Origin of the sequence: Trichocoleus sp. ST-U1, from assembly GCF_039961835.1 — a bacterium.
Lineage (GTDB): Bacteria > Cyanobacteriota > Cyanobacteriia > Cyanobacteriales > FACHB-T130 > FACHB-T130.
In genome coordinates this window covers 45,892-71,497 of sequence record NZ_JAMPJZ010000004.1, presented here as the reverse complement: position 1 = coordinate 71,497, position 25,606 = coordinate 45,892, and the positions used below count along the sequence as shown (strand labels likewise).

The 25,606-nt window shown below is 48.5% G+C and carries 20 protein-coding genes; 8 read left to right on the top strand and 12 right to left on the bottom strand.

Annotated features, from left to right (window positions below; all coding sequences use genetic code 11):
- Positions 1–73 precede the first annotated feature (73 nt).
- Positions 74–2,305, top strand: a complete 2,232-nt coding sequence (locus NDA06_RS03090; protein WP_190984939.1) for a glycoside hydrolase — start codon at positions 74–76, stop codon at positions 2,303–2,305.
- 47 nt (positions 2,306–2,352) lie between these two features.
- Here NDA06_RS03090 and NDA06_RS03085 read toward each other — a convergent pair whose 3' ends face one another.
- Entirely contained in the window at positions 2,353–3,024 is a 672-nt protein-coding gene (locus tag NDA06_RS03085; protein ID WP_190411330.1) for a GNAT family N-acetyltransferase, read from the bottom strand.
- 125 nt (positions 3,025–3,149) lie between these two features.
- Positions 3,150–4,226: an RNA 3'-terminal phosphate cyclase gene (rtcA, locus tag NDA06_RS03080; RefSeq protein ID WP_190984940.1), complete on the bottom strand. Its 1,077-nt coding sequence runs from the start codon at positions 4,224–4,226 to the stop codon at positions 3,150–3,152.
- Between the two features lie 59 nt (positions 4,227–4,285).
- Here rtcA and NDA06_RS03075 point away from each other — a divergent pair, with 59 nt between their 5' ends.
- The 3 genes from NDA06_RS03075 to NDA06_RS03065 all read left to right on the top strand — a co-directional run bounded on the left by NDA06_RS03075 (position 4,286) and on the right by NDA06_RS03065 (position 9,526).
- Entirely contained in the window at positions 4,286–5,164 is an 879-nt protein-coding gene (locus NDA06_RS03075) for a Tab2/Atab2 family RNA-binding protein (RefSeq protein WP_190411332.1), read from the top strand.
- A gap of 201 nt (positions 5,165–5,365) precedes the next feature.
- Entirely contained in the window at positions 5,366–6,682 is a 1,317-nt protein-coding gene (locus NDA06_RS03070) for a TldD/PmbA family protein (protein ID WP_190411333.1), read from the top strand.
- A gap of 90 nt (positions 6,683–6,772) precedes the next feature.
- Complete coding sequence (locus NDA06_RS03065) at positions 6,773–9,526, top strand: chloride channel protein (protein ID WP_190411334.1); 2,754 nt, start codon at positions 6,773–6,775, stop codon at positions 9,524–9,526.
- 31 nt (positions 9,527–9,557) lie between these two features.
- On the opposite strand, the gene ftsE is transcribed toward NDA06_RS03065, so the two are convergent.
- The 7 genes from ftsE to alaS form a co-directional block, all read right to left on the bottom strand.
- Positions 9,558–10,217: a cell division ATP-binding protein FtsE gene (ftsE, locus tag NDA06_RS03060; protein WP_190411357.1), complete on the bottom strand. Its 660-nt coding sequence runs from the start codon at positions 10,215–10,217 to the stop codon at positions 9,558–9,560.
- A 169-nt stretch (positions 10,218–10,386) separates the two neighbouring features.
- On the bottom strand, positions 10,387–11,127 hold the full coding sequence (locus NDA06_RS03055) for a WecB/TagA/CpsF family glycosyltransferase (RefSeq protein WP_190411358.1): 741 nt from the start codon (positions 11,125–11,127) through the stop codon (positions 10,387–10,389).
- Between the two features lie 551 nt (positions 11,128–11,678).
- Positions 11,679–11,846 (bottom strand): hypothetical protein, encoded by a 168-nt coding sequence (locus NDA06_RS03050; protein WP_190677913.1) that lies wholly within the window; start codon positions 11,844–11,846, stop codon positions 11,679–11,681.
- Positions 11,847–11,888: 42 nt separating this feature from the next.
- Positions 11,889–12,257: a VanZ family protein gene (locus NDA06_RS03045; protein WP_190432312.1), complete on the bottom strand. Its 369-nt coding sequence runs from the start codon at positions 12,255–12,257 to the stop codon at positions 11,889–11,891.
- A gap of 276 nt (positions 12,258–12,533) precedes the next feature.
- Positions 12,534–12,794, bottom strand: coding sequence for a hypothetical protein (locus NDA06_RS03040; RefSeq protein WP_190411337.1), 261 nt, complete (start codon positions 12,792–12,794; stop codon positions 12,534–12,536).
- Positions 12,795–12,837: 43 nt separating this feature from the next.
- The gene (locus tag NDA06_RS03035; protein ID WP_190984941.1) at positions 12,838–14,580 is read right to left on the bottom strand and encodes an adenylate/guanylate cyclase domain-containing protein; all 1,743 of its coding nucleotides are present in this window, start codon (positions 14,578–14,580) and stop codon (positions 12,838–12,840) included.
- Positions 14,581–15,178: 598 nt separating this feature from the next.
- Complete coding sequence (gene alaS / locus NDA06_RS03030) at positions 15,179–17,824, bottom strand: alanine--tRNA ligase (RefSeq protein WP_190984942.1); 2,646 nt, start codon at positions 17,822–17,824, stop codon at positions 15,179–15,181.
- Between the two features lie 702 nt (positions 17,825–18,526).
- Here alaS and NDA06_RS03025 point away from each other — a divergent pair.
- Positions 18,527–18,730 carry a heavy-metal-associated domain-containing protein gene (locus NDA06_RS03025; protein ID WP_190411340.1) on the top strand — a complete coding sequence of 68 codons (204 nt, stop codon included), beginning with the start codon at positions 18,527–18,529 and terminating at the stop codon, positions 18,728–18,730.
- A 620-nt stretch (positions 18,731–19,350) separates the two neighbouring features.
- On the top strand, positions 19,351–20,340 hold the full coding sequence (locus NDA06_RS03020) for a diguanylate cyclase (protein ID WP_190984943.1): 990 nt from the start codon (positions 19,351–19,353) through the stop codon (positions 20,338–20,340).
- A gap of 268 nt (positions 20,341–20,608) precedes the next feature.
- Here NDA06_RS03020 and NDA06_RS03015 read toward each other — a convergent pair whose 3' ends face one another.
- Both NDA06_RS03015 and NDA06_RS03010 read right to left on the bottom strand, forming a co-directional pair.
- Positions 20,609–21,295, bottom strand: a complete 687-nt coding sequence (locus NDA06_RS03015; protein ID WP_190984944.1) for an ATP-dependent Zn protease — start codon at positions 21,293–21,295, stop codon at positions 20,609–20,611.
- 79 nt (positions 21,296–21,374) lie between these two features.
- Complete coding sequence (locus tag NDA06_RS03010; protein ID WP_190984945.1) at positions 21,375–22,208, bottom strand: M15 family metallopeptidase; 834 nt, start codon at positions 22,206–22,208, stop codon at positions 21,375–21,377.
- A 240-nt stretch (positions 22,209–22,448) separates the two neighbouring features.
- Here NDA06_RS03010 and NDA06_RS03005 point away from each other — a divergent pair, with 240 nt between their 5' ends.
- Positions 22,449–23,390: an AEC family transporter gene (locus NDA06_RS03005; protein WP_190984946.1), complete on the top strand. Its 942-nt coding sequence runs from the start codon at positions 22,449–22,451 to the stop codon at positions 23,388–23,390.
- Here NDA06_RS03005 and NDA06_RS03000 read toward each other — a convergent pair.
- Entirely contained in the window at positions 23,376–23,903 is a 528-nt protein-coding gene (locus tag NDA06_RS03000; protein WP_190427180.1) for a phosphoribosyltransferase, read from the bottom strand. The genes NDA06_RS03005 and NDA06_RS03000 overlap by 15 nt on opposite strands.
- A 132-nt stretch (positions 23,904–24,035) precedes the next feature.
- On the opposite strand from NDA06_RS03000, the gene NDA06_RS02995 reads away from it, so the two are divergent.
- Positions 24,036–25,484, top strand: coding sequence for an MFS transporter (locus tag NDA06_RS02995; protein WP_190984947.1), 1,449 nt, complete (start codon positions 24,036–24,038; stop codon positions 25,482–25,484).
- The last annotated feature ends 122 nt before the right edge of the window (positions 25,485–25,606 follow it).

Genomic DNA, 25,606 nt, shown 5'->3' with positions numbered 1-25,606 from the left:
TTCAAAGCCAAAGGCAAAAGAAATAAAACAGATATTTCTTTTGCCTTTTTAGTTTCTCCTATTTACTTTTCCTATGCCCCATCCTCTCTATATCTCTTTCATCTGGCATCAACATCAACCTCTGTACAAAAGCCGCGCAGTCAACCAGTATCGTTTACCGTGGGTGCGGCTGCATGGGACGAAAGATTACCTAGATTTAGTGCTGCTGCTGGCTCGTTATCCGAAGCTGCATCAAACGGTTAATCTCGTGCCATCTTTGATTTTGCAGTTAGAGGATTATGTTGCTGGCACGGCGATGGACCCGTACTTAGCAGCAGCTTTGACGCCGGAACAGCAACTGAGTGATGAACAAAAAAGATTTATTATTGAGCATTTTTTTGATGCCAATCACCATACTTTAATTGACCCTCATCCTCGCTACGGAGAACTGTACGGGCAACGTCAAGAAAAGGGGGAAGAATGGTGTTGGACAAATTGGAATCCGCAAGATTACAGCGATTTGCTCGCTTGGCATAATCTGGCGTGGATCGATCCTTTGTTTTGGGACGATCCAGAGATTGAGGGCTGGTTGAAGCAGGGAAGAAACTTTACTTTAAGCGATCGCCAGCGAATTTTCTCTAAACAACGAGAAATATTGAGTCGCATCATTCCGCAGCACCGGCAGATGCAAGAAGCGGGGCAACTGGAAGTATCAACAACGCCCTACACGCACCCGATTTTGCCCTTACTGAACGATACCAACTCTGGTCGGGTGGCGGTGCCCAACATGACCTTGCCGAATCAGCGCTTCCAGTGGGCTGAAGATATCCCCAGACATCTCCAAAAAGCTTGGGATATGTATAAAGATCGGTTTGGGCAAGAACCGCGTGGTTTGTGGCCTTCAGAACAATCGGTTAGCCCCGAAATTTTGCCTTATATCGCCAAGCAAGGATATAAGTGGATCTGCTCCGATGAAGCCGTCTTAGGTTGGTCTAAGAAGCAATTTTTCCATCGAGACGGTGCGGGGAATGTCTACGAACCCGAATTACTATATCAACCTTATCGGCTGCAAACCGAGTTCGGCGACTTAGCGATCGTGTTTCGGGATCACCGATTATCAGATTTAATTGGCTTTACTTATGGAGCGATGGAACCGCGCCGCGCCGCCGCCGACTTAGTCGGGCATTTGGAAGCGATCGCTCGCACCCTGAAACACCGCCAGAAAGGAGGCGGTACAGCCCTAGAACAACCGTGGCTGGTCAACATTGCCCTTGATGGCGAAAACTGTTGGGAACACTACCATCTGGATGGTAAGCCCTTCTTAGAAGCTCTTTATCAAACGCTGAGCGACCACTCAGAGCTGAAATTGGTCACGGTTTCGGAATTTCTAGACCAGTTCCCTCCCAAGACAACCATCCCCGCCGAGCAGCTGCACAGCGGCTCTTGGGTCGATGGCAGCTTTACAACTTGGATTGGCGATCCCGCCAAAAATCGCGCCTGGGATCTCTTAGAAGATGCGCGGAAAGTCTTGGCTAGCCATCCAGAAGCAACCGAGGAAAACAATCCAGAAGTTTGGGAAGCTTTGTACGCCGCAGAAGGTTCCGATTGGTTCTGGTGGTTTGGCGAAGGTCATTCCTCAAACCAAGATGCCATGTTCGACCAGCTGTTCCGGGAACACCTGTGTGCGATTTACCAAGCTTTAAATGAGCCGATCCCGTCGAACTTGCGCCAACCCGTAGAAGCTCACGAAGCGCGGGGAGACCATCGACCCCAAGGCTTTATTCATCCCACCATCGATGGACTGGGTGACGAACAGGATTGGGATCGCGCTGGTCGGATTGATGTGGGCGGATCGCGGGGTACGATGCACAAGAGCAGTGCCATTCAGCGTCTTTGGTACGGCGTGGATCACCTTAACTTCTATCTACGGCTGGACTTCCAGACCGGCATTCAACCGGGTAAAGGCTGTCCGCCAGAGTTGCATTTGCTGTGGTTCTATCCCAACCAAACAATGCACAATAGCCCCATTCCGCTGGAAAATTTACCTGACGAAGCGCCACTGAACTATCTGTTCCACCACCATTTAGGGATTAACTTACTGACTCACACGATTGAGTTTGAGGAGGCTGGGGAACATCTCAAGTGGCATCCTCGGTTTAGCCGCGCTCAAGTGGGTTTAAATAAGTGTTTGGAAGTGGCAGTTCCTTGGGCAGATTTGCAAATCGGTCCAGATTTTCCGCTGCGGATGGTAGCTATCTTAGCGGATGGCGAACGGTTTAGTAGCTATGTGCCTGAAAATGCCTTGATTCCGATTGATGTTCCTTAAGAATTCAATCGCAAAAATCAGGGATTTTACAAAAATCCCTGATTTTTCTAACTTTGATACCGCATAACTGTCCAAACATTTCCACTAATTAGGGTATCTAGTTGGAAAATGTGAAAACTTGATTTGAGAGGCTGTGAGATTTCTTGCCAAGGAACAATCGTAAAGCCAAGTTGCGAATAAAATCGTACTAATTTAGGCTTACAGACTAAATAGAGGGGGTGGGTCGCTTCTTGAACAAGACGCTTCACTAGATGGGAACCCAGGTGCTGGCTGCGCCAAACAGGTTTCACAAATAAGTAATACAGCATAGAGTGCGTACTATAGCCGTTTATTTCACCGCAAGCTACTAACCTTCCATTACATTCAATGACCCAGAACCGCGACCAATTGACAAAAGCATAGGTGAAAATTGAGAAGAAAAATAGAATAAAGGAAGCGGCCAAACAAAGAGTAACAATAAAAAGAAGTGCAAGGATAAGAAATAAAATAATTCCGAGCAAGAAATTAGAAGCAAGAATTTTGATAATTTGTATGATTGCTAGCATGAAAAAAGTCAAGGCAATCAAAATTAGGAAATTGAAAGATAAAACTCTCAGATCAAATTTTAAAGCCTCAGATTTTGTAAATTCTAATAATAATTGCTGAATTAACCATTTTTCTTCCGCACGGGCTGGTCGGAGAACACACCCTGGTGGCAATGAAGGAGGTAGGTCAGCCATTAGTCCATTTTGTTGCAGCAGTGAACATCAAAGTCTGCGGCGATGAGGGCAATATTAGCAGTATGGGAGCCGTTGTCGTGTTTAAATAAACTGGAAATTTAGGAGCGATCGCTAACTATCCCTACTCATCTATCAGGGTTGGGTGTTACCGTCACCCGACGATCGACTTCATCAATCGTTATCGATGCCAAGCCAAACTGCTCAATCACCCACGCATTGGTCGTTAGGTGGGTGCTAATCTCCGCCACTCGGTATTGACTCGTCGAGTCAGCTAAAGCCGCTGGCAATAGCAACTGATCCCCCAGGTGTACATCGACGGGTGCGCCAGTGTTATGAAAATCCAGCAACTCCTGACAAGCCATATCGGCAACTTTATCGGCTGGCAGTCCCAGACGTCCCAAAGCACCAAAGAAAGCCTTGCTATTCTCGTACTCAGCGGTGAGGAAAATCCCCGCCCCCGGTGCGATACCCCTTTCCCGTAAGGGTTGGACAGTGGCTTTGAGATCTGCCTGATGCAACACATTCTCGGCGCGGCTAGCCATCCGTTGGGGAATGTGGGAAGGAAGTTGTGTCACCACAGCAATCCCCCGCACCTGCTGAAATTCTCCAGGTTCCAGAAGGCTAATCCCTCGCAATGGTTGGATTTCCCTGTTCTTACCCCTAACGCCCCTACCGCTAACGCGAAGTTCCACTTCTCCTTGGCCTTGGGGATACCACCCCCAACTGCGTATCCTCACCTCAGCTTCCACTCCCATCTGATGTAACAGAGGCAAGTAGACTTGCTCGATGTAGGTATAAGCGGGACTATAGGCGACATGGGTGCCGCCGCGCAGCGTCACCTGCGATTCTCCCTGCGCGATCGCTAAAGGCAGCAAAATTGTCTGCAAAACCAAAGTGACAGCACCCGCCGAACCGCCTTCTTGTGCTTCGGTGACATCAAACGTGTATTTTCCCGGTTGGATTGAATCACCCGGAATAAACTCTAAAGCCGTTGAACCTAACGTATCCCCCTGCACTTTCGCTCCGCAGATGGCAGCAGCGGCACGCACAGCCGTTAAGTGTTGGGCAGCGAGTCCGGGCTTTTTGCGTCCCGCCCGAACCCGCCCGATTCGGATCGGATGGCCTGCGATCGCCGCCAGGCTGAGGGAAGTCCGTAAAACCTGTCCGCCGCCTTCTCCGTAGGAACCGTCGATGTAAATCATGAGTAAAAGGATGCTTCAAACGTATTATGAAGGAAGTGACCAGATTTTAACGGCGCGGCATGGGAACAGTTTGGGAATTAGATTTTTATTCGCGTCCAATTTTGGACGAACAACAGAAAAAGATTTGGGAATTATTGGTGTGCGAAAGTCCGTTGGATATCCGCACGAAACCTGAGTCCCTGTTTCGTTACGCCGAGTTTTGCCCCAATAGCACGGTAAATTCGATCTGGCTGCGAACGACGTTGGAAGAAGCGATCGCTAGGGCAGCTGAACCTCCTCAAAAAATCCGCTTCTTCCGCCGCCCGATGACCAAAATGATTGTGAAAGCCTGCGATGAGTTGGGCATTTCCGCTCAGCTGAGCCGCCGAACTTTTACATTGTATCGGTGGCTGCAAGAGCGGATGCAGGACGTTTATCCCCAGCAATCGGGCTACCAAGGAGTTGCCCCGAATCCCTCTGTCCAATACCAACCCCAGCCGCCCCAACCTTTACCGGATGCGCTGGTTGGGCAAAAGTGGGCATTTGTAACCTTGTCAGCGGAAGCCTTTGAGGAAATGCACGAGTGGGACATTGGCTTTCGAGAAGCTTTCCCACTCATTGGATTAGGAGATTTCGCGCCTTTGCCACAGGAGACGCAGATTCCAGGAGTGGTGATTTTCTCTCCCAGAGCAGTGCCAATGGCTGGCTGGATGTCTGGAATTGAACCGGCGTTCCTGAAATTTAATCGGAACACACCGCCTAGATTGCTTTTAGAGACGGGTGAGAGTAATAGCTGGATTTTGGCAAGTATCAAAGATTCAAAAACTTTGACGGAAGCCGAAAACTTTGAGGACGCCAAGCGAAAAGCTGGGATGTTGCATTTTTTAGCGATTCAGTCCGATCCGCAATCAGAATCCTTTGCGGGTTTTTGGCTAATGCAAGAATTGCCTCTGAGTTAAATTGATTCCAAAGTAAATCTTTCGGTTTCGCAACCAGACTGGGAGAATAGAAGACAAAGACATAAAAAAAGGCTCTCAGACAAGCATAAAAGTCGGAGTAAAAGCGCGGATGTTGAGACTGAGCGACAGAATTTCGCACTTTTGACTTTGACTTTATGAGGGCGTCTTGGCGGTTCCATCAATAAATTCCACGGTCAGAATATGGGTTTTAACGATTTACCACAAGAGACGCTAGCAGAGCAGTTATTGGAGTTAGCCACTCGTTCTGGAGCCGAGGCAGCGGAGGTTTATCAAGCGCGATCGCTTTCTCGCCCAGTTTTTTTTGAAGCCAACCGGCTCAAACAACTGGAAAGTGCCCAATCAGAAGGGACGGCGTTGCGGCTGTGGCGAGAAGGGCGTCCGGGTTTAGCCGTTGCTTATGGTCCTGTGGAACCGCAAGCACTGGTAGATCGAGCGATCGCTTTGTCGGCACTCAACGGAGTGGAAACCGTGGAATTGACTGAGGGACGGGCATCTAAGTATCCCGACTTGGGCGAGTTTATGCCCGTCGAGGAGCTGATATTAATGGGCAAAGAAGCGATCGCCCTCGTCCGAGATGCCTACCCAGAAGTCCTCTGCACCGCTCAATGGGAATGCGAGGCAGAAACGACGCGCCTTGTCAACACCAAAGGATTGGATTGTCGCTATACCGATACGACCCTCAGCTGTTATCTGGCAGCCGAATGGGTGCGGGGGGATGATTTCTTGAGCGTTGGCGATGGACAAACCCAGCGGGATAGCCTCGATCCGGTCGCCTTGGCAAACCAAATTTTGCAGCGGTTAGCGTGGGCGAAAGAAAACATTTCACCCCCCATCGGTCGCGTGCCCGTGTTATTTACCGCCAAAGCAGCGGATATGCTTTGGGGAACCCTCTCAGCTGCACTGAATGGGAAACGAACCCTTGAGGGGGCTTCGCCGTGGAGCGATCGCTTGGGCGAACCCGTGACTTCAAAAGCCCTCACCATTACCCAAAACCCGGAATCTGGGCCGTTTAGCTGTCCTTTTGATGATGAAGGCACGGTCACGCGGAATCTGGAATTTATCAAAGACGGCATTTTGCAGCTGTTTTATACCGACCGCACGACCGGACGCCAGCTGGGTAGCGGGACTACTGGAAACGGGTTTCGTCCCGGTTTAGGTAGTTACCCGACACCGGGGCTATTTAATTTGCTGATTCATCCGGGAACTGGGGATCTGCTGAGCTTAATGCAGCAGATGGGTGATGGGCTGGTAGTAGATCAGATGCTGGGAGGCGGTTCTGGGATTTCGGGGGACTTCTCGATTAACGTTGACCTGGGCTACCGGATCAAGAACGGTCAGGTGGTCGGCAGGGTAAAAGATACGATGGTGGCAGGTAACGTATACGCAGCCCTCAAGCAGCTAGTGGCATTGGGAGGCGACGCCGAGTGGAATGGTTCGGTCTATACCCCATCTCTGATTGTGGAAGGGCTGTCTGTCACCGGCAAAATGCTGAGTTAATCCGAATCGAAGACTGGCTAATTGCCCGTTAGCCGTTAGCCATTAGCCATTAGCCATGAAATGAGTTGAGGGCAAAATGTTGAATGACTTATGAATTATTTGAGAGTGTTAAGTTCTCAAGTTTTGTCTTTACACTCAAGACTCAAATTTCCCAAATCCAAGGTCAAAGCTTTCTTACAACCCAGACGGCGTTTAGCGATCGCTGAAGCTTGTCTAATTGGGTTAGTATCGGGACTCGCCGCAGTTCTGTTCAAAGTCGGCGTCGGGACCTTGGGTGCATGGCGAGTTCATGCTTCCCACTTTCTCCCTGCATGGTTCGCATTACCCGCCATTGGTTTATCCTTTGGACTCCTCTCCGGCTTCCTAGTCGAACGTCTGGCACCAGAAGCAGCGGGGAGCGGCATTCCTTTTGTTAAAGCTGCCCTTTCTCAATTCCCCATCGCCCTGAATTTACGAGTTGCCCTCGTGAAGTTAGCCAGCAGCATTATTGCTCTGGGTTCCGGACTCACCTTGGGGCGTCAAGGGCCAACCGTGCATATCGGTGCAGCCGTTGCTGCTCAATTCAGCCACTGGGTTCCTACTTCGCCCGACCATCGCCGCCAGATGATTGCCGCTGGTGCGGGTGCTGGGTTAGCGGCTGGTTTCAATGCACCGATTGCCGGTGTGCTGTTTATTGTCGAAGAACTCCTCCAAGATTTATCCGACCTCACCTTGGGCACAGCCATTCTCGCATCCTTTATCGGTGCGGTTGTGTCGCGGCTGCTGGGCGGTCGTAGCCTTGACCTCAACCTCGATATTAGCCAATCTCAGACTAGCTTTTTTGCCCAAGAGATTCCTTTTTACCTGTTGTTAGGAGCCTTGGCTGGGGTGCTGGGGGCAATGTTTGGGAAAGGAATTTTTACTTCCCTCGCCTTCTATCGCCGCCTCAAACTTTCTCTACCGCTGCGAATTGGGCTGGCTGGATTAATTTCTGGTATCGTGACCGCCCTTCTCCCCTCAACATTTCGAGACAACACCGGGCTGCGAGAGTCCCTGCTGGCAGGTGGAGTGAGCTGGGAAATGGCAGCGATCGCTTTTGTGGCTCAGTATATACTGACGCTCGTCGCCTGTGGTTCTGGTGCCCCTGGCGGGTTATTCGCGCCTTCCCTGATTCTGGGGTCTGGGCTTGGCTATCTGGTCGGGTTCGTGCAGGAGGTAACCTTGGCAGTGGGTTCACCGACCACCTACGCCCTGGCTGGCATGGGGGCATTTTTCAGTGCCGTCTCCAAAGCGCCCATCACCGCCATTGTCATCGTCTTTGAAATGACAATGGACTTCAATCTCGTTCTGCCACTGATGATTGGGTCTGTTGTTGCTTATTTAGTGTCAGAAAAGATAGTTAGGGGGTCACTCTACGATCGCCTACTGAAGTGGAATGGGATTGAACTAGAGAAAAAGCCAACTACCGATGGACTCTTATCGATGCTGAAGGCGGCAGACGTGATGCAGCGCCGAGTCGAAACCTTAACCAGCAATATGACCCTTGATGAAGCCGTGCAAGCCTTCTCTCGCTCCCATCATCGCGGCTTTCCGGTTGTGTATAAGGAGAAACTGGTTGGGATTATTACCCAAACTGACCTTGCTGGAATTGCCCAACGGGGATTACCAGGGAATGCCCCTTTGAGCAAAATCATGACGCCGAAGCCGATGGCGGTAAACCCTACCGACTCCTTGGGTGATGTTCTCTATTTACTCAATCGCTATCAACTCAGTCGGTTGCCAGTGACGGAAGGGCGCAAGCTGATTGGGATTATTACCCGTGCTGATATTATTCGGGCGCAAGCAGATAAGCTGAACGGTCAATCGGTGAATATTGGCCCGCGTCCGGAGCCTTCTTACTGTGTTTATCAAACTCGTTCTCCGGCAGTGGGAAGCGGACGAATGCTCGTTACCATCGCCAACCCGCAAACCGCACCCGCATTGTTGCAAATGGCAGCTGCAATTGCGCGCGATCGCAACTACGAAATCGAATGTCTTCAGGTTATCTCGGTTCCCCGCAACAGTGCCCCTGCTCAAACGCCCGTCAGCACTACCAAAAGTCGTCGGCTGCTCCGTCATGCCGAAAAACTGGGGCAAGATTGGCAAATTCCCGTCCACACTCAGATCCGCGTGTCTCATGATGTTGCTCCAGCGATTCTGGAAACCATTAACGAGCGTCACATTAATTTGCTGCTGATGGGCTGGAAAGGCACCAGCATCACGCCCGGTCGAGTTTTTGGCGATGTGGTAGACACGATCATCCGGCAGGCTCCCTGCGAGGTGGTGCTGGTGAAAATGGGCGAAGAGACTCCAGGTGTAGAAGAGCCGAGAAGCAGAGGCATCAGGGCGCATATCGCTGCCAATTCTCCCCGGCCGCCCCGCATCCTGGCACCCCGGCATCGCATCGGCACCCACTCACCCACCGTGTCCCTCTGCTTCAATCGCTGGCTGGTTCCGATTGCTGGTGGTCCCAACGCCCAGCAAGCTTTGCAACTCCTACCCGCTTTGATGTGTCTGAGTAAGACACCCGCAATTGAGCTAGCCCAAGTTTTCCATCCTTCCACCCTCTTGCCGGACACCGCCATGTTAGAAAAATCAGCCTTGTTCCTCAGCCGCCAACTGAGTGCAAGCGTGACGGCGATTCCCCTTCGTTCCAGTTCTGTCTCGGATGCCGTGATCGATCTAGCGCAAGCTGACGCCTGCGATGTGGTGATATTGGGTGCTAGTCGGGAAGGGCTATTGCAGCAGGTGATGAAGGGAAATATCCCCGAAGCGATCGCGCGTGGCGTGAAAAGCACCGTGATTTTGGTAAGAAGCGCCCAGTAAAAAATTAAACAGAAGAATTATTCATTTCTGGTTAATTTCTGATTTTGACTTGCCCCTCACGGATTTGCACCACAGGTCGATTCGCCATCCGCAATAAGCGTTCGTCGTGCGTTGTCACCATCACAGTCGCACCGAAGGCGTTGAGTTTCTGGAGAATTCTCAGCACCGATGCCGAGTTATCCGCATCGAGATTTCCAGTGGGTTCATCTGCCAGTAACAGCGGCGGCGTTCCGACAATGGCGCGAGCAAGACTGACGCGCTGTTGCTCTCCACCAGAGAGTTCTTCAGGAAAACAATCCGCTTTATGCTGCAACCCGACTAATTTCAGCGTTGGAGGAAGGCGGCGCTCAATTTCCTTGCGCGTGAAGCCTTGCGCCCACAGTACAAAAGCAATATTTTCCGTTACTGTCCGGCGGGGGATGAGTTTGTAGTCTTGAAAAACAACGCCGATGCGCCGCCGCAGCAAAGACAGGCGATGACCCCGCAACTGCGCCACGTTGCAGTTATCGACCATGACCTCGCCATCCGTGGGGCGTTCTTCCCCATACAACAGCTTTAAGAGTGTTGATTTACCAGAACCAGAAGGCCCGGTAACAAACAAGAAATCCCCTCGCTTAACTTCCAAATTCACATCCAATAACCCACGGCTGCCATTGGAATAAATTTTTGTCACTTCCCGCAATTTCACCATGACTGCTGAGGAGGCTGAGTAATTGGCGTCCCGTGCGTCACTCCGGCGATCTTTGCCAATGCTGGGATGAGCAGAAGCTGTGGTCATATAAAAGTTATCAGTGCGTAATGCTAAGGGCTAATAGCTAATCGCTCATCGTTCATGGCAACTTCAATGAACAATTAACAATTCAAAACTCATAACTTTTTACCACAGCTCGCAAGGCAAATTGCGGTAAAGCCATCATTCTTCGCCAGCGCCAGGGTTCTTGATACAAGCGATAAAGCCATTCCAGATGATTATCCCGCAACCAAGCGGGTGCCCTGGATTTAATTCCAGCCCAAATATCAAAGCTACCGCCGACACCAATCCAAATCGATTCGGGACACAGGTGTCGGTTTTGGGCAATCCATAATTCCTGACGGGGAACGCCTAAACCCACGAATATCAGACGGGGTTGGAGAGTTTGCAGGGTTGTCTTAAATTCTGGTTCTGCTTCGGGTAAGAGGTAGCCGTGTTGACTCCCAGCGATCGCAATTCCCGGCACTCGTTCCTCCCAAACCGCAGCTGCTGCTTGCGCAACTCCCGGTGCCCCACCATAGAAAAAAATCGGGCAAAGCTTCCCCATTTGCCCAGCTTCCTGTAAAAGTGACTCTGCCAACTCAATTCCCGGACAGCGTCTCAGGCGTCTACCCTTTAGCCGCAAATAAAGGACAACCCCAGCTCCATCCGGAATCACCAGTTCAGCCTGCTGGATGATCCCCGCAAGGCTGGGGTTGTCTTCTGCCTGAATCGCCATTTCCGCATTTAGCGTAACGACATGACCGCCTACCTTCTCATGTAGGCGCGAGATTAGCCACTTAGAATAGTCTTCTAACAGATGAACGGGCACTCCCAGGACGGGAAAATGTTCGGGTTTCTCCAATAGCATCGAATTTTGGTTAGGCTTTACACCAGCCATAGCAGCTCTGTCGTTTCAAGACTATGAACGCTAACTTATTCGCTGTATTGTAGAGTATTCCCGAACTTTGGTACAGAATCGGGAAACAGAATTTTTTTATATTTGCAGATCGTATTTTCTCTTCAGATAGCTCTCTTAAGAGAGCCATCTGCGTATAACTCCAGCGGCACCAGTTCAGTTTTTCCGTTTACATTAACCTTTGAGTAGACGATTCTCACAAAGGGAGCTTTATTTTGGTTGTAGCGATAAGACATATTAAACCTCCGCGTGAACCTTGATTTTCTGAATTTTTTAGTTTATTTTATTCCAATGTCTTCTCTTTAGACTTACTTTTTTGCTACACTAAGTCGCTTGAAAGCTCCAGAAAAGAATAGTAAGCTTTCTAATGATTATTTTGTAAAAACTTGGACTGTGTAGAACTATATTTGTATCGTCTAAAGCCATCTAAATTAAGGTTAAATCCACAGGAATTGCCTGTCATTAACCCTTGGACTTAAGTCTGTAGATACACATAAACTGAATTACTTTAAGTGAATACTTCTTGAGATAGAGATCGGTGAAAAGGGAAGTAATCTCTGTTCTCCCATGCTCATGTCAATAACTTCTGCCCAGTCGTCGCGTACCAAGCGTTGAGAAAGCCGCCGAATCATCGCAGCATCGGCGACGCCATCAATCTCTAGTAAATCCAAATGCTCAGGATGTAACCAACTCCAAAAAACGATTCCCAGGCTCTACTTTAACGATGCTAGCCAGTAAAAGAACCAAATTCCGATTAGGTTGGCAGCGAGATCAGACAAGGTGGAGGAACGAAGCGGTGAGAGGGCTTGCAGACTCTCATCAAATAAGGCAAAGATACTAATCAGAATTGGTGATAGTGGTAGGCTTATGGAACGAGACCAAATATTAATCACCCGGTTCCCTAAAGCTTTCTGACCTAAGTAACTGGCAAACCCTAATAAAATGAAATGTCCAATTGTGTCATAAAAAGGAATGGCAGAAATTTTGACTGGCACAATTCCTAAATAAGCAGAAACAAAAATTGTCAGTAAAATTACGAAATAAAGAATAAAACCTAGAACCCAACGCTGATTTGATTTCATACCCATTGCTCCCTGAGGCGCGTGTCACCCCTCAGCGTAAGTTTAGAAAATCTGTTTGCTTTCAATTAAAATAATTTCAATAAATTTAACTGGTTATATTTAATAACAAATTACACAACTATACTGCGATTTGTTTATGGAATTAAAGGAGATTCTTCTTCAAATACGTCCATTAAAACAGATTTTTTAGGGTGGTAGGCGGTCAAGTAGAGACGCGGTTAAGCGCGTCTCTAAAACCCATCCATTTTGGCTGACAAGCTAGTGCATTAAACAGCGTTAAGCGTGGCGGTTGACTTCTTGTTGGAGCCACGGATCGACCGGCTGTCCATCTTTACGGCGCAACTCAATATCAATAGCGATCGCTTCTTTGGCTCCCGGCGGCGCGGGTTGCTGATGGAAGAGAATATCATATTCGGCTGGATCGTGATTGCGCTCTCGCAGCCAATCCTGCACCTTCACTGGGGCGAAGATAGATTGCCCGTCTTGGAACATCCGGGTAATCTGCATCTGTAACGTGTAAGGATTTAAGCGACCCATAAAGTTTTGCCTTTCTAAACAGCGATATCTATAAACTTCTAGCTCACACTAGCAGTTTTTCTGTTTTTCTGCCGATGAGTAGATAAGTCATCATTTCTCCCTTTCCTTTCACCTGAATTGCACCCCGCTCTTTCCATTGATATTTGTCCTGTAAAAGCTGGTAAGTGGCGGCGGTAACTTGAATAGAACCTGTGACTCCGTGGGATTCCATGCGACTGGCGGTATTAACTGTATCTCCCCATAAATCATAGATAAACTTTTTCAAACCAATGACTCCAGCAACAACCGGACCAGTATTAATGCCAATCCGGATATTGAACTCTTCGCCATTCACTGCATTGAAGCGTTCAATTGCCTTTTGCATATCTAGTGCCATTTCGGCAATGGCTTCTGCATGATCTGTGCGAAGGATAGGTAAACCACCAACTACCATATAGGCATCCCCAATTGTCTTAATTTTTTCTAACCCATGTTGTTCTGCGAGTTGGTCAAAAGCTGAGAATATTTGATTGAGCAAGTTGACCAGTTCTACAGGGGATGTATGAGCAGCCATCTGGGTAAAACCAACGATATCTGCAAATAGAACTGTGACTTCGGCAAAGTTATCAGCAATGATAGTATGTTGTTCTTTTTGTAAACGGTCAGCGATCGCCTGGGGCAAAATGTTGTGTAGCAGTCTCTCCGCCTTCTTTTGCTCTGCTTTTAGTTCTTGTAAAGATGACTCTAAAGCTTCTAACATCCAGTTAATGGTACGAGCCAAGATCGACAATTCATCTCTGCCAGCAATTAAGACGCGCATTGACAGATCGCCTTTAGTACCAATGCTCCGAACCTCCGTACTGAGATAAGCTAGCCGAGACAGAAGCAATTTTTCTAACAGAAATAAAGTTGCCCCGGTAAACGCGATCCCCACGACCAAAGTAGATATACCCAGCGACACTACCAGATAAGTCAGAAGAAGTTGGCTTTGTTGATAAAATTCTTTGGGCATATCAACTCGCACCAGCATTACGGGTTTGCCGTCAATGTCCCGCAGTAGGGTATATCCCACCATCCCGCTATTGCTGAGCGATCGCACCAAAATCGAAGAAGAACTATCGGACATTTTTGACAAAGCCGGAAGCACCGATTTGAAGTCGTCAGGTAGTTGCGGATCGTTTGCCAAGTACGCAGTGATAGGTAAATGGGTCAACTCGCTCAAAGCCTTGATTTTTTCAGCATTCAGGTAACGTCCTAAGATCAGCGTTCCCCGACTAGGCCCTTTACCCTCGCTAGTGAGAATTGGTCTGGCTGCGATCGCCATTGGCCCTTGGGGCAACAGAACGATGCCAACATAGTGGTCAAGTCGTTCAGAGTTCTTTAGCAGGCTTGTGTTAGCTGCTAAGTATGCCTGGATTCCCTTCGGAGTGGGGATTGCTTTGCGCTGCTTCAGGTTGAAGCTTTGACTAAAAACCAGCTGACCAGAGGAATTGATAAATAGGATTAAGTCGGATCTGAGCGATCGCAAGGAAATATCATTCAGATTGCGATCGATATAGCGGCGGTTGCCATCCTTGATGAAGTTATAGGTGTCATCCCACATCGCCCATTGGTCGTTTAGAACGCTGAACTCACTCAGGTAGTTAGAGAAGGCGTCCTGAACTCGTTGAACGTTCCGGTAAGCCTCCCGTTCGTACAATTTGGCGAAGCCCTTCAGCAGGATGGTTGACGAGGTGACATACAAAACCCCTATCAAACTTACGACGGTAACGCCAATCGTCAGCAGTGTTTTCTCGCGTAGTTTCATGCCCCTGAATGAGCGGTCAGCGATGCAGGTACTGACACGCTACACCTAAAGTACCCAAAATCTGAGCAAGTATTTAAGTATTAAAGATTAAGAGTGCGTTTAAGACTCGCCCAAGGCTGATTGCAACTGGGTGCGTGCTGTTTAGAGGGCTTTGTTTAGCTTGCTGCGATCGCGATTGCCATCTAGTAATAGATTGGGTCGTCCGCCGCCGAAGGCTACATATATGCAAAGTTAAGATTTCAAAATCTCCTGAAAGCACGAATAGATTTTGAAGTCTAACCGATATTTCTCAATCATCTAACTCCGCCAAGAATTCTGATACTAAACTGAATCTTACAATTCCCTGCTTGTATTCATCCCGTACTTCTGCAATTTCTTCTACTAATTCATGGCGACGTTAAATTAGGCGTTCATGAAGAATATTTAGAAGCATTTCTTGGTCTTCTAAAGATAAAGCTTTAACTACTGCAATTGATTGTTGAAATGCAGATGGTTGTGTTGTTTCAGTCATAAATTAGAGACTATTCGGAATAGTTTCAAAAATAAAATACTAGGAAGCGATCGCATCCCTTTCAATTAAAGACGCGATCGCTTCCTTCTATTCGCCCAAACCCGACTTTAACTGAGTTCTAGCGCTTTCTAAGGCTTCTTTCAGCTTGCTGGGATCGCGTCCGCCAGCTTGCGCCAGGTTGGGGCGTCCGCCGCCGCCGCCGCCGCAGATTTTAGCGATCGCGCCAATGAATTTCCCAGCTTGCAACCCTTTTTTGTTGACTTCCGGGCTAAAATGTGCAACCAAACTTACTTTATCTGCTTCGGGAATTGATGCCAAGAATACGGCACCATTCCCCAATTTTTGCAGTAATCTTTCAGCCGCATTTTTTAGGGATTCGGCGTCAACATCGCCCAATTCGGCAACTAAAATTTTGAAATCGCCCACTGTTTCAGCAGTGCTGAGTAATTGGTCAGATTTCGCGAAGGCGAGTTCTGCCTTTAATGCTTCTAGCTGCTTTTGAGATGCCTTTAATTCGTTCTGGATGTTAGTAATTCTGTCGGGGAGTTCTTCGGGTTTGACTTTAAAGCGATCGCTCAAATCCTTAACCACTTTCTCCCGGACATTCAAGTATTCCAGAACCGCTGGCCCTGCCACTGCTTCGATCCGCCGCACCCCAGAGGCGACACCCGCCTCGGAGACTATCTTAAATAGCCCAATTTCAGCAGTATTGTGAACGTGAGTTCCGCCGCACAATTCCATCGAAACGCCAGGGACATCCAGTACCCGCACTTCATCGCCGTATTTTTCGCCAAACATCGCGATCGCGCCTTTCGCTTTGGCTTCCGCGATTGGCAGGATTTCGGTTTCGGCGGGATGCGCTTCCGCGATCCAAGTATTGATTTGCTCTTCGATTTGTTGTACTTGTTCGGATGTCACGGGACGAGGACAGTTGAAATCAAATCGCAGCCGATCGAAGGCGACCAAAGAACCCGCCTGAGTAATCGATTCATCGACAAATTTCCTCAATGCCGCTTGCAGCAGGTGCGTTGCGGTATGATGCGCTTGCACGCGACGGCGACAAGACAAGTCAATTTGGGCAGTTACAGCATCTTCTACCCGCAGCGTACCGCGTTCAATGCGACCGAAATGGACGAAGAAATCGGATTCTTTCTTAACGTCTTCAACTCGTACCAAAACGGAATCGCCGGAGATATAACCGCGATCGCCAATTTGTCCGCCCGATTCTGCGTAGAATGGCGTCTTATTCAGGACAATCTGCACTTGTGTTCCCGCTTCCGCCGCTTCGACAGATTTGCCTTCTACAAGAATCACTTCTACTTGCGATTGGCTGGAAGGTTGGGTATAACCCAGAAACTCGGTGCTATGAATGTGTTCGGCTAGCTTATCTAGGGAACCTTGGACGGTGAGATCGATGGTTTCGTGGGCGGATTGCGATCGCGTTTGCTGTTCCTCCATTGCCGCATTGAAGCCTGACTCGTCTACCGTTAGTCCTTCTTCCTCTGCAACTTCCTGAGTGAGTTCTACAGGGAAGCCGTAGGTGTCATAGAGAGTAAAGGCGTCTCGCCCGTCAATCTGAGTTTTACCTTCCTGCTTCACCCGCTGAATCATTTCTGACAACAGTTTCTCGCCTCGTTCCAGTGTCTTGAGGAAGCGAGATTCTTCTCGTTGCAGTTCCGCTTTGATTTGTGCTTCTCGCACACGGACAATCGGATAAGCGGACTCGGAAAGCGCGATTGCAGTTTCCGCTACTTGCGGCGTAAATTCCCCTTGAATGCCAATCAGTCGTCCGTGACGCACCACGCGCCGAATCAAGCGCCGCAGCACATACCCCCGCCCAATATTCGATGCGCGAATTTCATCGGCAATCATGTGGACGACGGAACGGACGTGATCCCCAATTACCTTCAGGGAAACTTTCGTCTTTTCGTCGCTGCTGGCGTAATCAATTCCGGCGATTTCAGATGCAGTTTTGACGATCGGGAAAATCAGGTCAGTTTCGTAATTGTTGGGAACCTGCTGGAGGATTTGCGCCATCCGTTCTAGTCCCATCCCCGTGTCGATGTTCTTATTTTGCAGCGGCGTTAGGTTGCCTTCTGCATCCCGGTTATATTGCATGAACACCAGGTTGTAGAACTCGATGAACCGGGTATCATCTTCTAAATCAATCTTGTCATCACCGCGTTCTGGGTGGAAATCATAGTAAATTTCCGAACAAGGACCGCAAGGACCAGTGGGACCAGATACCCAGAAGTTATCCGCTTCTCCCATGCGTTGGATTCTGGCTTCGGGAACGCCAATTTTATCTCGCCAAATCGTATAAGCTTCCTCATCTTCCCGGAAGACACTGACGACAAGGCGTTCTGGGGGTAAACCAAAAACTTGTGTTGACAGTTCCCAACCCCACGCGATCGCTTGTTCTTTGAAATAATCCCCAAAACTGAAATTACCCAGCATCTCAAAAAAGGTGTGGTGTCGGGCAGTCCGTCCTACATTCTCAATATCATTGGTGCGGATGCACTTTTGCGAAGTGGTGGCGCGGGGAAATTCAGGCGATCGCTGTCCTAAAAATATCGGCTTAAAAGGCAGCATCCCGGCGATCGTTAGCAGTACGGTGGGATCTTCTGGCACTAAGGAAGCACTCGGCAAAATTTGATGTCCTCGCTGGGCATAGAAGTCGAGGAATTTTTGCCGAATTTCGCTACCGCTAAGGAACTGGGAGGAAGAAGACATGGGAATTTACAAGGGCTTGGTATCGGTCAACTTTATCTATTTTTACATTTGTTTATGCCTTGTTGTAGCCCTTCTCGTTCAGGCAGTGCAAGGCAGGGGAATTGTTTCTCTTTACTAACGCTTATTTGCCATATTTAAAGACTTGTCAAGTTTAGTTAAATAGGGGATTTTGCCCGAAAATGGGATGCTAATTTAATAGTGGACACCAGGAAGTTAGAAAAACAAGGAGGCAGATGAAAAACGGAATGGGAAACATAGACGCGGTGTCCCCGGTCTGTTACCCAAGTGCAGCAAGAACCAACCAAGCATAGACTGTAGTGGTAAAAAGCACTGGAGGGGCAAAAAGCCAAGCTGGTGCAAAGCCAAACCAAAGTCTGGGAAGACTGGACTATGCTGGAACACTAAAGGTAAAGGTGAAGCTGCCAAACTTGTCCACCCTAGTTGTTGAAGTTCATTTTTTGAGAAAACCAATCCTTTCGATCTAACGGGCTTAGTCGCACTCGACTAAGCCCAAAAATGTTTTTAGGGGAATTTTTATCGAGGATGCGAATTGACAAGTCAGCGCTAGACTAACGCGATCGCGCCAGAATGCCGAATCTGCATTATCGCTCAGCAGGCTGATTTATCCGACACTGTGTCAACGGTAAAATAAAGCCTTCTCGAATCGCACACTTGCAAACTTAATTGACTTGAATTGAATTTATGGCACTTCAACTAAAAGTTCCCACTATTGCCTGTAATGGCTGTGCAGAAACGATTACCGACACGATCCATACGATGGAACCCGACGCCAAGGTGGACGTAGATGTAAAAGCCAAGACGGTGACAGTGGAAGCTCAAGCTTCGGAAGAAACAATCAAACAAGCAATCGTGGCGGCAGGTCATACGATTGAAGGTTATCAATAACCATACTCTGCATTACTAGGGTTAATTTTGAGCCAGTTAGGTAATAATCTAACTGGCTTTTGTCTGGTTACTGACTTCGTAGTGAATCAAGAAATCACAGATGAATCGGCTGCAAAAAGGCGCGATCGCGTAGCGTCTCCAAAGGAGAATCGCTCTGTTCTTGACAAATGGGGATGCGATCGCTCGCTTTACGCTTCCTTTCTCAAGAGTGGTAACATATACCGATTATCTGCCAGCATAAAGAAGAATCTGCTCGCAGGTTGTTCAAGCATTTGGGTAGTGTGGCAGTTTTATGAAGATTTTGTAAAATTCTCTACCGCCAACGGAATACCCATCTCTAATACTTGTAGCAAACTGAGAATGTAACAGAGTGTGTCGGTGCCAACGATCGGGTTAGAGTTTGGTAGTGCTACCCGGTTCAATGGCATAGCAGCCAGAAGCCTCGTATAGCGGCATCCGCTAGAGCGATCGCTTCTTCGCCCCACAATCTACACGCTCATCCAGTCTAGGGTCATCTATCCATTCGTCTCCTTCGTTGCTCCATAAAAACTCTAGTGGTAGAAATTCTCACGTTTCGTCAACAGGGAAAGAGCCTTGATTCTTCCGGAATACCTACGCTAATGGATGCTTTTGTTCTAGTTGTTGGAACTGATGCATTTCTGGCAACATTTTTGACGCGAATCGCTGCTTTAGTAGGTGGCGCAGTTGAAGCTGCCTCCCAGCTAGATGAAGTCATCCCGCTGCTGGAAAAGAAACTGCCCTATATCTTAATTTTGCAGGCAAGTCTGGAGGGCAGTTTGGAATTCTGTTATCAGCTCAAACAACACAACCAATTAGCGGGGATTTACTGCATCTTGATAGAAGACCGACCGGAACTTGCCCGCGAACAAACACTTTCCGATCGACACCGGAAGTGGGCACTCATGGCAGAAGCTTTGGAAAAAGGAGCAGATGCTTACTTGCAAATTGCCCCAGTCAGAAGAAGGAGTGCTGCCCTTGCACAAGAGGAGATCGGGTTGCAGGACCGCTTACTGGCAGCGCAAATTCAGATGGGATTACGCAAGGTGCAAAACTATCGTCAATTGATGCGAACCAATGATTTATTGTCAACAATGGCGCTATCTGACCCGCTGACGGAACTGAATAATCGTCGCGCCTTGGAATGGGAATTGCCCCGACAGATTCAAAATGCTCGGAGTCGCTCAATTCCGCTGAGTTTAGTAATGTTGGATGTAGACTATTTCAAGTCTATTAATGACACCTACGGGCATCTGATCGGCGATCGCGTCCTGCAACTACTCTCCGCTCGTCTGCAACACAACCTGCGATTTCAAGACACTCTCTTCCGCTACGGAGGTGAGGAATTTGTTGTAATTCTCAGCCACACAGATGTTCAAGAGGCTCCAGTGGTAGCCCACCGTCTGTGTCGCCTGATCTGCGAACAACCCTTCAGAATTAATCCCACTCTGTCACTCACAATTACGATCAGTTTGGGGACAGGCACCCTGAATGCGACGGACGATATTAAAGGAGTAAACTTGCTACAACGTGCTGACCAAAACCTTCTGCAAGCCAAATCTGATGGTCGCAATCGAGTTGTTAGTGAATAATTGCGAATTGCGGAAAAGGTAGAAATTCTCCCCCTCAATTTTTACCTGTTAAAAACAACGAGAAGTGTATTGGAAATTACTACTTATTTGGGCTGAAAAGAGTATACTTAAATAATAGAAATTCGCATAAAACTTTTATTAAAGCTTATTTCTTCCTTATCAAAGTTAGTATATCAAAAAAAGTAGGTGAAGTCTAGGATACAGAGCCAAAAACTTCCCATTAATTCTATAAATTGGTAATTGATTAATGACTACTAATTAGGAACGACTAACTTCTAACAGTATGTTGCTGAAGCACCTGATAGCACTCCTCAACTGAAGCACGTTCTTCCATCGTCGCTACCAGGGCTTCGTAGGCGGGATAGTTTTCCTCAATCAGGGTACGTGCTTGCAGCGCACTGGCACGCTCTTTCTGTTGAGCGCCGCTTTCCTGCCGTCCTAACTGTGTCAGCGCCTCTCTAATTTTTTGCCGGTCTTCTGCGCCTCCCTCGGCGCTACCGTATGCCAAAATCTCGGCGGCGATGCCTGCCATCCAGACGGTGCAGAATCGATCCAGGATGACTTGCATCTCCCAAGGGCTTGTCATTTCTTGCTGCAATTTTTGGGTATCAAATATTACTCCACCTTGCCCAGGATTTCCTTGTCTAACGGTTTCCCAGGCGCTAAGCGTGTAGCCGGTGATGGGAATTTCAAGTAAGTAGGCGACGAGGAAATGACCGGCTTCATGCCGCAATACGCGATCGCGGTATTTGGAGTCAGCACCTGCAAACAACTCCAAAAGGATTGTGCTCCCTTTGCCTTGGAAGCTGAAGGTATCTAGGGTTGCCAGTCCCAGAATGCTAATCGTTGCGATCGCGGGGATTGTCGGTGATATGTTCAACATTGGCCCCAACAAGCTAGAAAGCGTCATTGCAAAGACGCCAATGGCAATTAGATTTAGGGCAGTTTGTTGCATGATATTGAAGTCTAAGGTAGATGAATTAAAAATTAAAACTGGTGCTTTAAATTTTGCATTTTTAATTTTTAATTACTGGCTAGGGTGAAGTATTGGGGTTGGGATTGGTCGGCGACACAACAGAGCGATCGCCCGATGGCTGCGCCCCACCTCCGAATCGTTTGGCTTTATAAAATGTTTCCAGACTATCGCGATCGCCCACATAGCGCCAGTGCCACGGTTCATAACTAACGCCTTGGGGATTGTTGCGGGGAAACGATATCTCAAAGCTATAGTAAGGGGCGTTCTTCTGAAGCCACTTAAAAGCCGCAGTCTTCTCAAAGTTAGGACTGAGATTCGTTGCGGGGACTCTTCCATCACCCACGTCTATCGCGTACCCAGTATGATGTTCGCTGTGACCAGGAGGCGCACTCACTTTTGCCCGTTCGGCGGCTGACTGTCCGCGCTGCGCCTTGGTGTCAAAATATAAATGCTGCTGCTCGGTAATCGAGCGAAATCCTGAAATTGGCACAATGATAACGCCGGAAGCTCGCGCCGCTGCTACCATCGCTATATATTGTCTGGCGGCAGTTTTACGCATTTTCAAGCGACCATCCGCTGTAATCGCCTCTAGTTCGGACTGTGGTGCTTCTTGGTAGGGAAAGTGTCCAAAGAGAGTATTAACTTCTGGTGTAGCGGAAGGCGTTTGAATGCCTGGAATCTGATTTTGGACAGGCGTTGATGCATCCGATTCGGATACAGGACGGGGGACTAAGATACCGATAATCAGCGCGATCGCTCCCAATCCCAACGAACCCGCTAACAGGAGAATCGGATGCCACTTTCGGTGGTGTCGGCTGAGGTGCGGCGTATCCCGCAACGCCTCCGGAATATCGTCTATCGGCAGTGCCGACTTGGGTGGTTTTTCAGGCATACCCGCGTTTTCCAAAAGAGCCACTCCTGTTGTTTTTGTGGTTAGTTATCAATTCTTAGATATCCAACAACGGCACTGAGACTCAACACCTAACTTTACAAGTATTTTAGACTGAGCGAATCTCAACAGCCGCCGTGTATTCCCAGATGCCTCGTCATCAACCCTGATGCTTAACATGAATAGAGGCTGACATATCGTACAGGTGTCAGTCTAAACCTTCTGCTGACAACCCATGAGACGATGCCTAATATAGGAATTCAACTGCTGGAACTCTATTTCCGGCTAGGTGGTGGCATTTTGCTGGGATGGGTTTTGGGTCGCCAACTGCCCAAAGTAGTTCCCACCTATTTAGGGAAGTTTCTCTTTTGGATTGGAGTCCCGCTTGGCATTGTGGCGTTTCTGCGTCACGCTGACTTATCTGGGCCAATTTGGATTGCACCCGTCGCCGCTTGGGTGGCGATTTTCGTGGGAGCCGGATTAGCCTGGTTTTGGATGGGAAGACAAGCCTCGCAATTCCCTAAAAAAGCTTGGAGTAAATCCACTCAAGGAAGTTTTCTATTAGCCTCAATGGTCGGGAACACCGGCTACTTAGGTTATCCCGTTACCCTCGCTCTCGTCGGGCAGCAGTACTTTGGGTGGGCGCTATTTTATGACCTGATGGGCACCACGCTGGGAGCCTACGGCTTGGGCGTTGTCTTGGCGGCTCGTTTTGGGGTTGGGGCAGAGAAGGGCGTCTTCCCGTCCCTACAGGCAGTGCTGATTAATCCTGCGCTGTGGAGTTTTGGCTTTGGACTGGGTTTTCGCAACTTCCCACTGCCCGAACCCGCCGAACAATTGCTGCAAATTATTGCTTGGAGTGGAGTGGCGCTGGCTTTGGTGCTAATCGGTATGCGCCTCAGCCAGCTTTCCTCCTGGGGTAGCCTCCCTTCGGCATCTGTGAGCTTGGGGATTAAAATGCTGCTCGTTCCGCTGGTACTGGGCGTTGGGGTTGGGCTGCTGGGTGTGAGTGGCCCTCCCCATCTGGTCATTGTTTTACAGATGGCAATGCCTCCAGCGTTTGCCACCCTCATCTTGGCAGAAACCTACAATCTCGACCGAGATTTAACCGTGACGGCACTGGTTGTCGGGACGATAGGACTCCTATTGACTCTGCCGGTTTGGTTGGTGTTATTTGGTGGCTGAAACAGCAGCATAGCGTTGGGCCAACTCTGACGGATCGACCTGTTCGTATTTTTCAAAGGGTTGATGAATCCAGGGGTTTTCCGGGAGATAGTCCACATAATAGTCAGGCGCGATGACAGAGCAAGCTTTGTACCAGATGACGGCGGATCGAATCTGCTCGACATCAGCCGCATAATGATGTTTCAGCCAAGGAATGGCTTCCCGGAGGGTGATGCCAGAATCCACTAAGTCATCCACCAGGAGAATGCGGCTACCCAGATGAGGGGAAGTCATCGTGAGGTCGCGGGCAAAGGCGAGAGAACCTCGAAAGCGATCGCCTGTGCCGCCGTAAGAAGTGGCAGCTAAAATTGCCAACGGTTTGTGGTAAATTCGCGATAAAATATCACCCACCCGTAGACCGCCCCTGGCAAGGCAGACAATCTGGTTAAACTCCCAGCCGGATTGATATATGATTGCCGCCAACTGTTCGATTTTTTGGTGGTACTCTGACCATGACACGTAAAGCTCTGGCATAACAGGCACAATTGAACAGGTTTAGAGAACAGTACAAATGCTATAGAACAAATGCTATAAAATTCCCGCTCTTGGGAGACAGATGCAATACTTTTTTGAAATTTTCAATCCCCCTGCCATCAGCCAACTGCCATGAGTGATTCCTCTTCTGAGCATTCCCCCGCGACACCCGACAGCGAAAAGCTAAAGTTAAGTACGAAACTGGCTTATGGTGCCGGTGATGTAGGTGCTGCAATCACCGCAAATATTGGGGTGTTTTATACCGCCTATTTTCTGACCGATGTTGCTGGAATCGCCGCTGGACTAGCGACTTGGATTCTCCTGATTGGCAAGGTTTGGGATGCGGTGAACGATCCGGTTGTCGGGGTGCTTAGCGACAGAACAAACTCGCCACGCTGGGGGCGTCGGCTTCCCTGGATGTTATATGGGGCGATTCCGTTTGGAATCACGTTCTTTTTGCAGTGGCTAGTTCCTCGATTTAGCGCCAATGACTCTGCAAATCAATGGGGATTGTTCTGGTATTACATTGTCATTTCGATTTTGTTTAATTCGTTTTACACCGCTGTTAATTTACCCTACACTGCCCTAACTCCAGAACTGACTCAGGACTACAACGAACGCACTAATCTCAACAGCTATCGGTTTGCTTTCTCGATTGGGGGAAGTATCGTATCTGTGATTGTGTTCGGAATCATCGCCGCTTTGATTCCTAGTGACCGCATCCAGCAATATTTGGTGATGGGCGTGGTTTGTGCAATCTTGTCGGTCTTACCGATTTATTGGTGTATTTGGGGGACACGCGATCGCATTTTGGCAAGGGCGGCACAAAATCCCACCTTTGAGCAACCTGTCTCCCTCCCAATTTTGGAACAAGTACGGATTGTTTTGAGCAATCGCCCCTTTTTATATGTTGTTGGAATTTATCTGTGTTCCTGGTTAGCTGTCCAGGTCACAGCAGCTATCATTCCTTATTTTGTTCTCAGTTGGATGCGCTTAAGCGATGCAGTCGTTGCCCAAGTCATTCTAGCGGTGCAGGGAACAGCATTGTTGATGCTCTTTATCTGGAGTAAGCTTAGCCAGCGATACGGTAAAAAAGCCGTCTATTTTATGGGGATGAGCGTGTGGATTATAGCCCAGGCGGGATTGTTTTTCTTACAGCCCGGTCAAATTGCTTTCATGTACGTGTTAGGATTGATGGCAGGTTTTGGCGTTTCTACAGCTTATTTGATCCCGTGGTCGATGCTGCCAGATGTGATTGAATTAGATGAACTAAAAACCGGACAGCGGCGGGAAGGGATTTTTTACAGCTTCATGGTGTTCTTGCAAAAAGTCAGTTTAGCTGTTGCCGTGGCGTTAGTCTTGAAAAGCCTGGAGTGGAATCAATACATTCGGTCTACCCCAGAGAACTTAGCCCCGATTCAACCGGATTCTGCACTTTTAGCGATTCGCATCGCCATCGGACCTCTACCAACAATTGCCCTAATTTGTGGATTAATTCTGGCATACTTTTATCCTCTGACTCGTGAGGTTCATGCCGATATCTTACTGAAACTGAAAGAACGGAAATTAAAGGCTCAATAGCTCTTATCAATGAACTTTTCGGTTTGAATGGGTGGGTTAGAAATTCACCCATTCAAAAAAGTTTTTTTCTGAATATTATGGACTTTATTGATTTTTTTTGGTCAACTGAAATTGATAAGTAA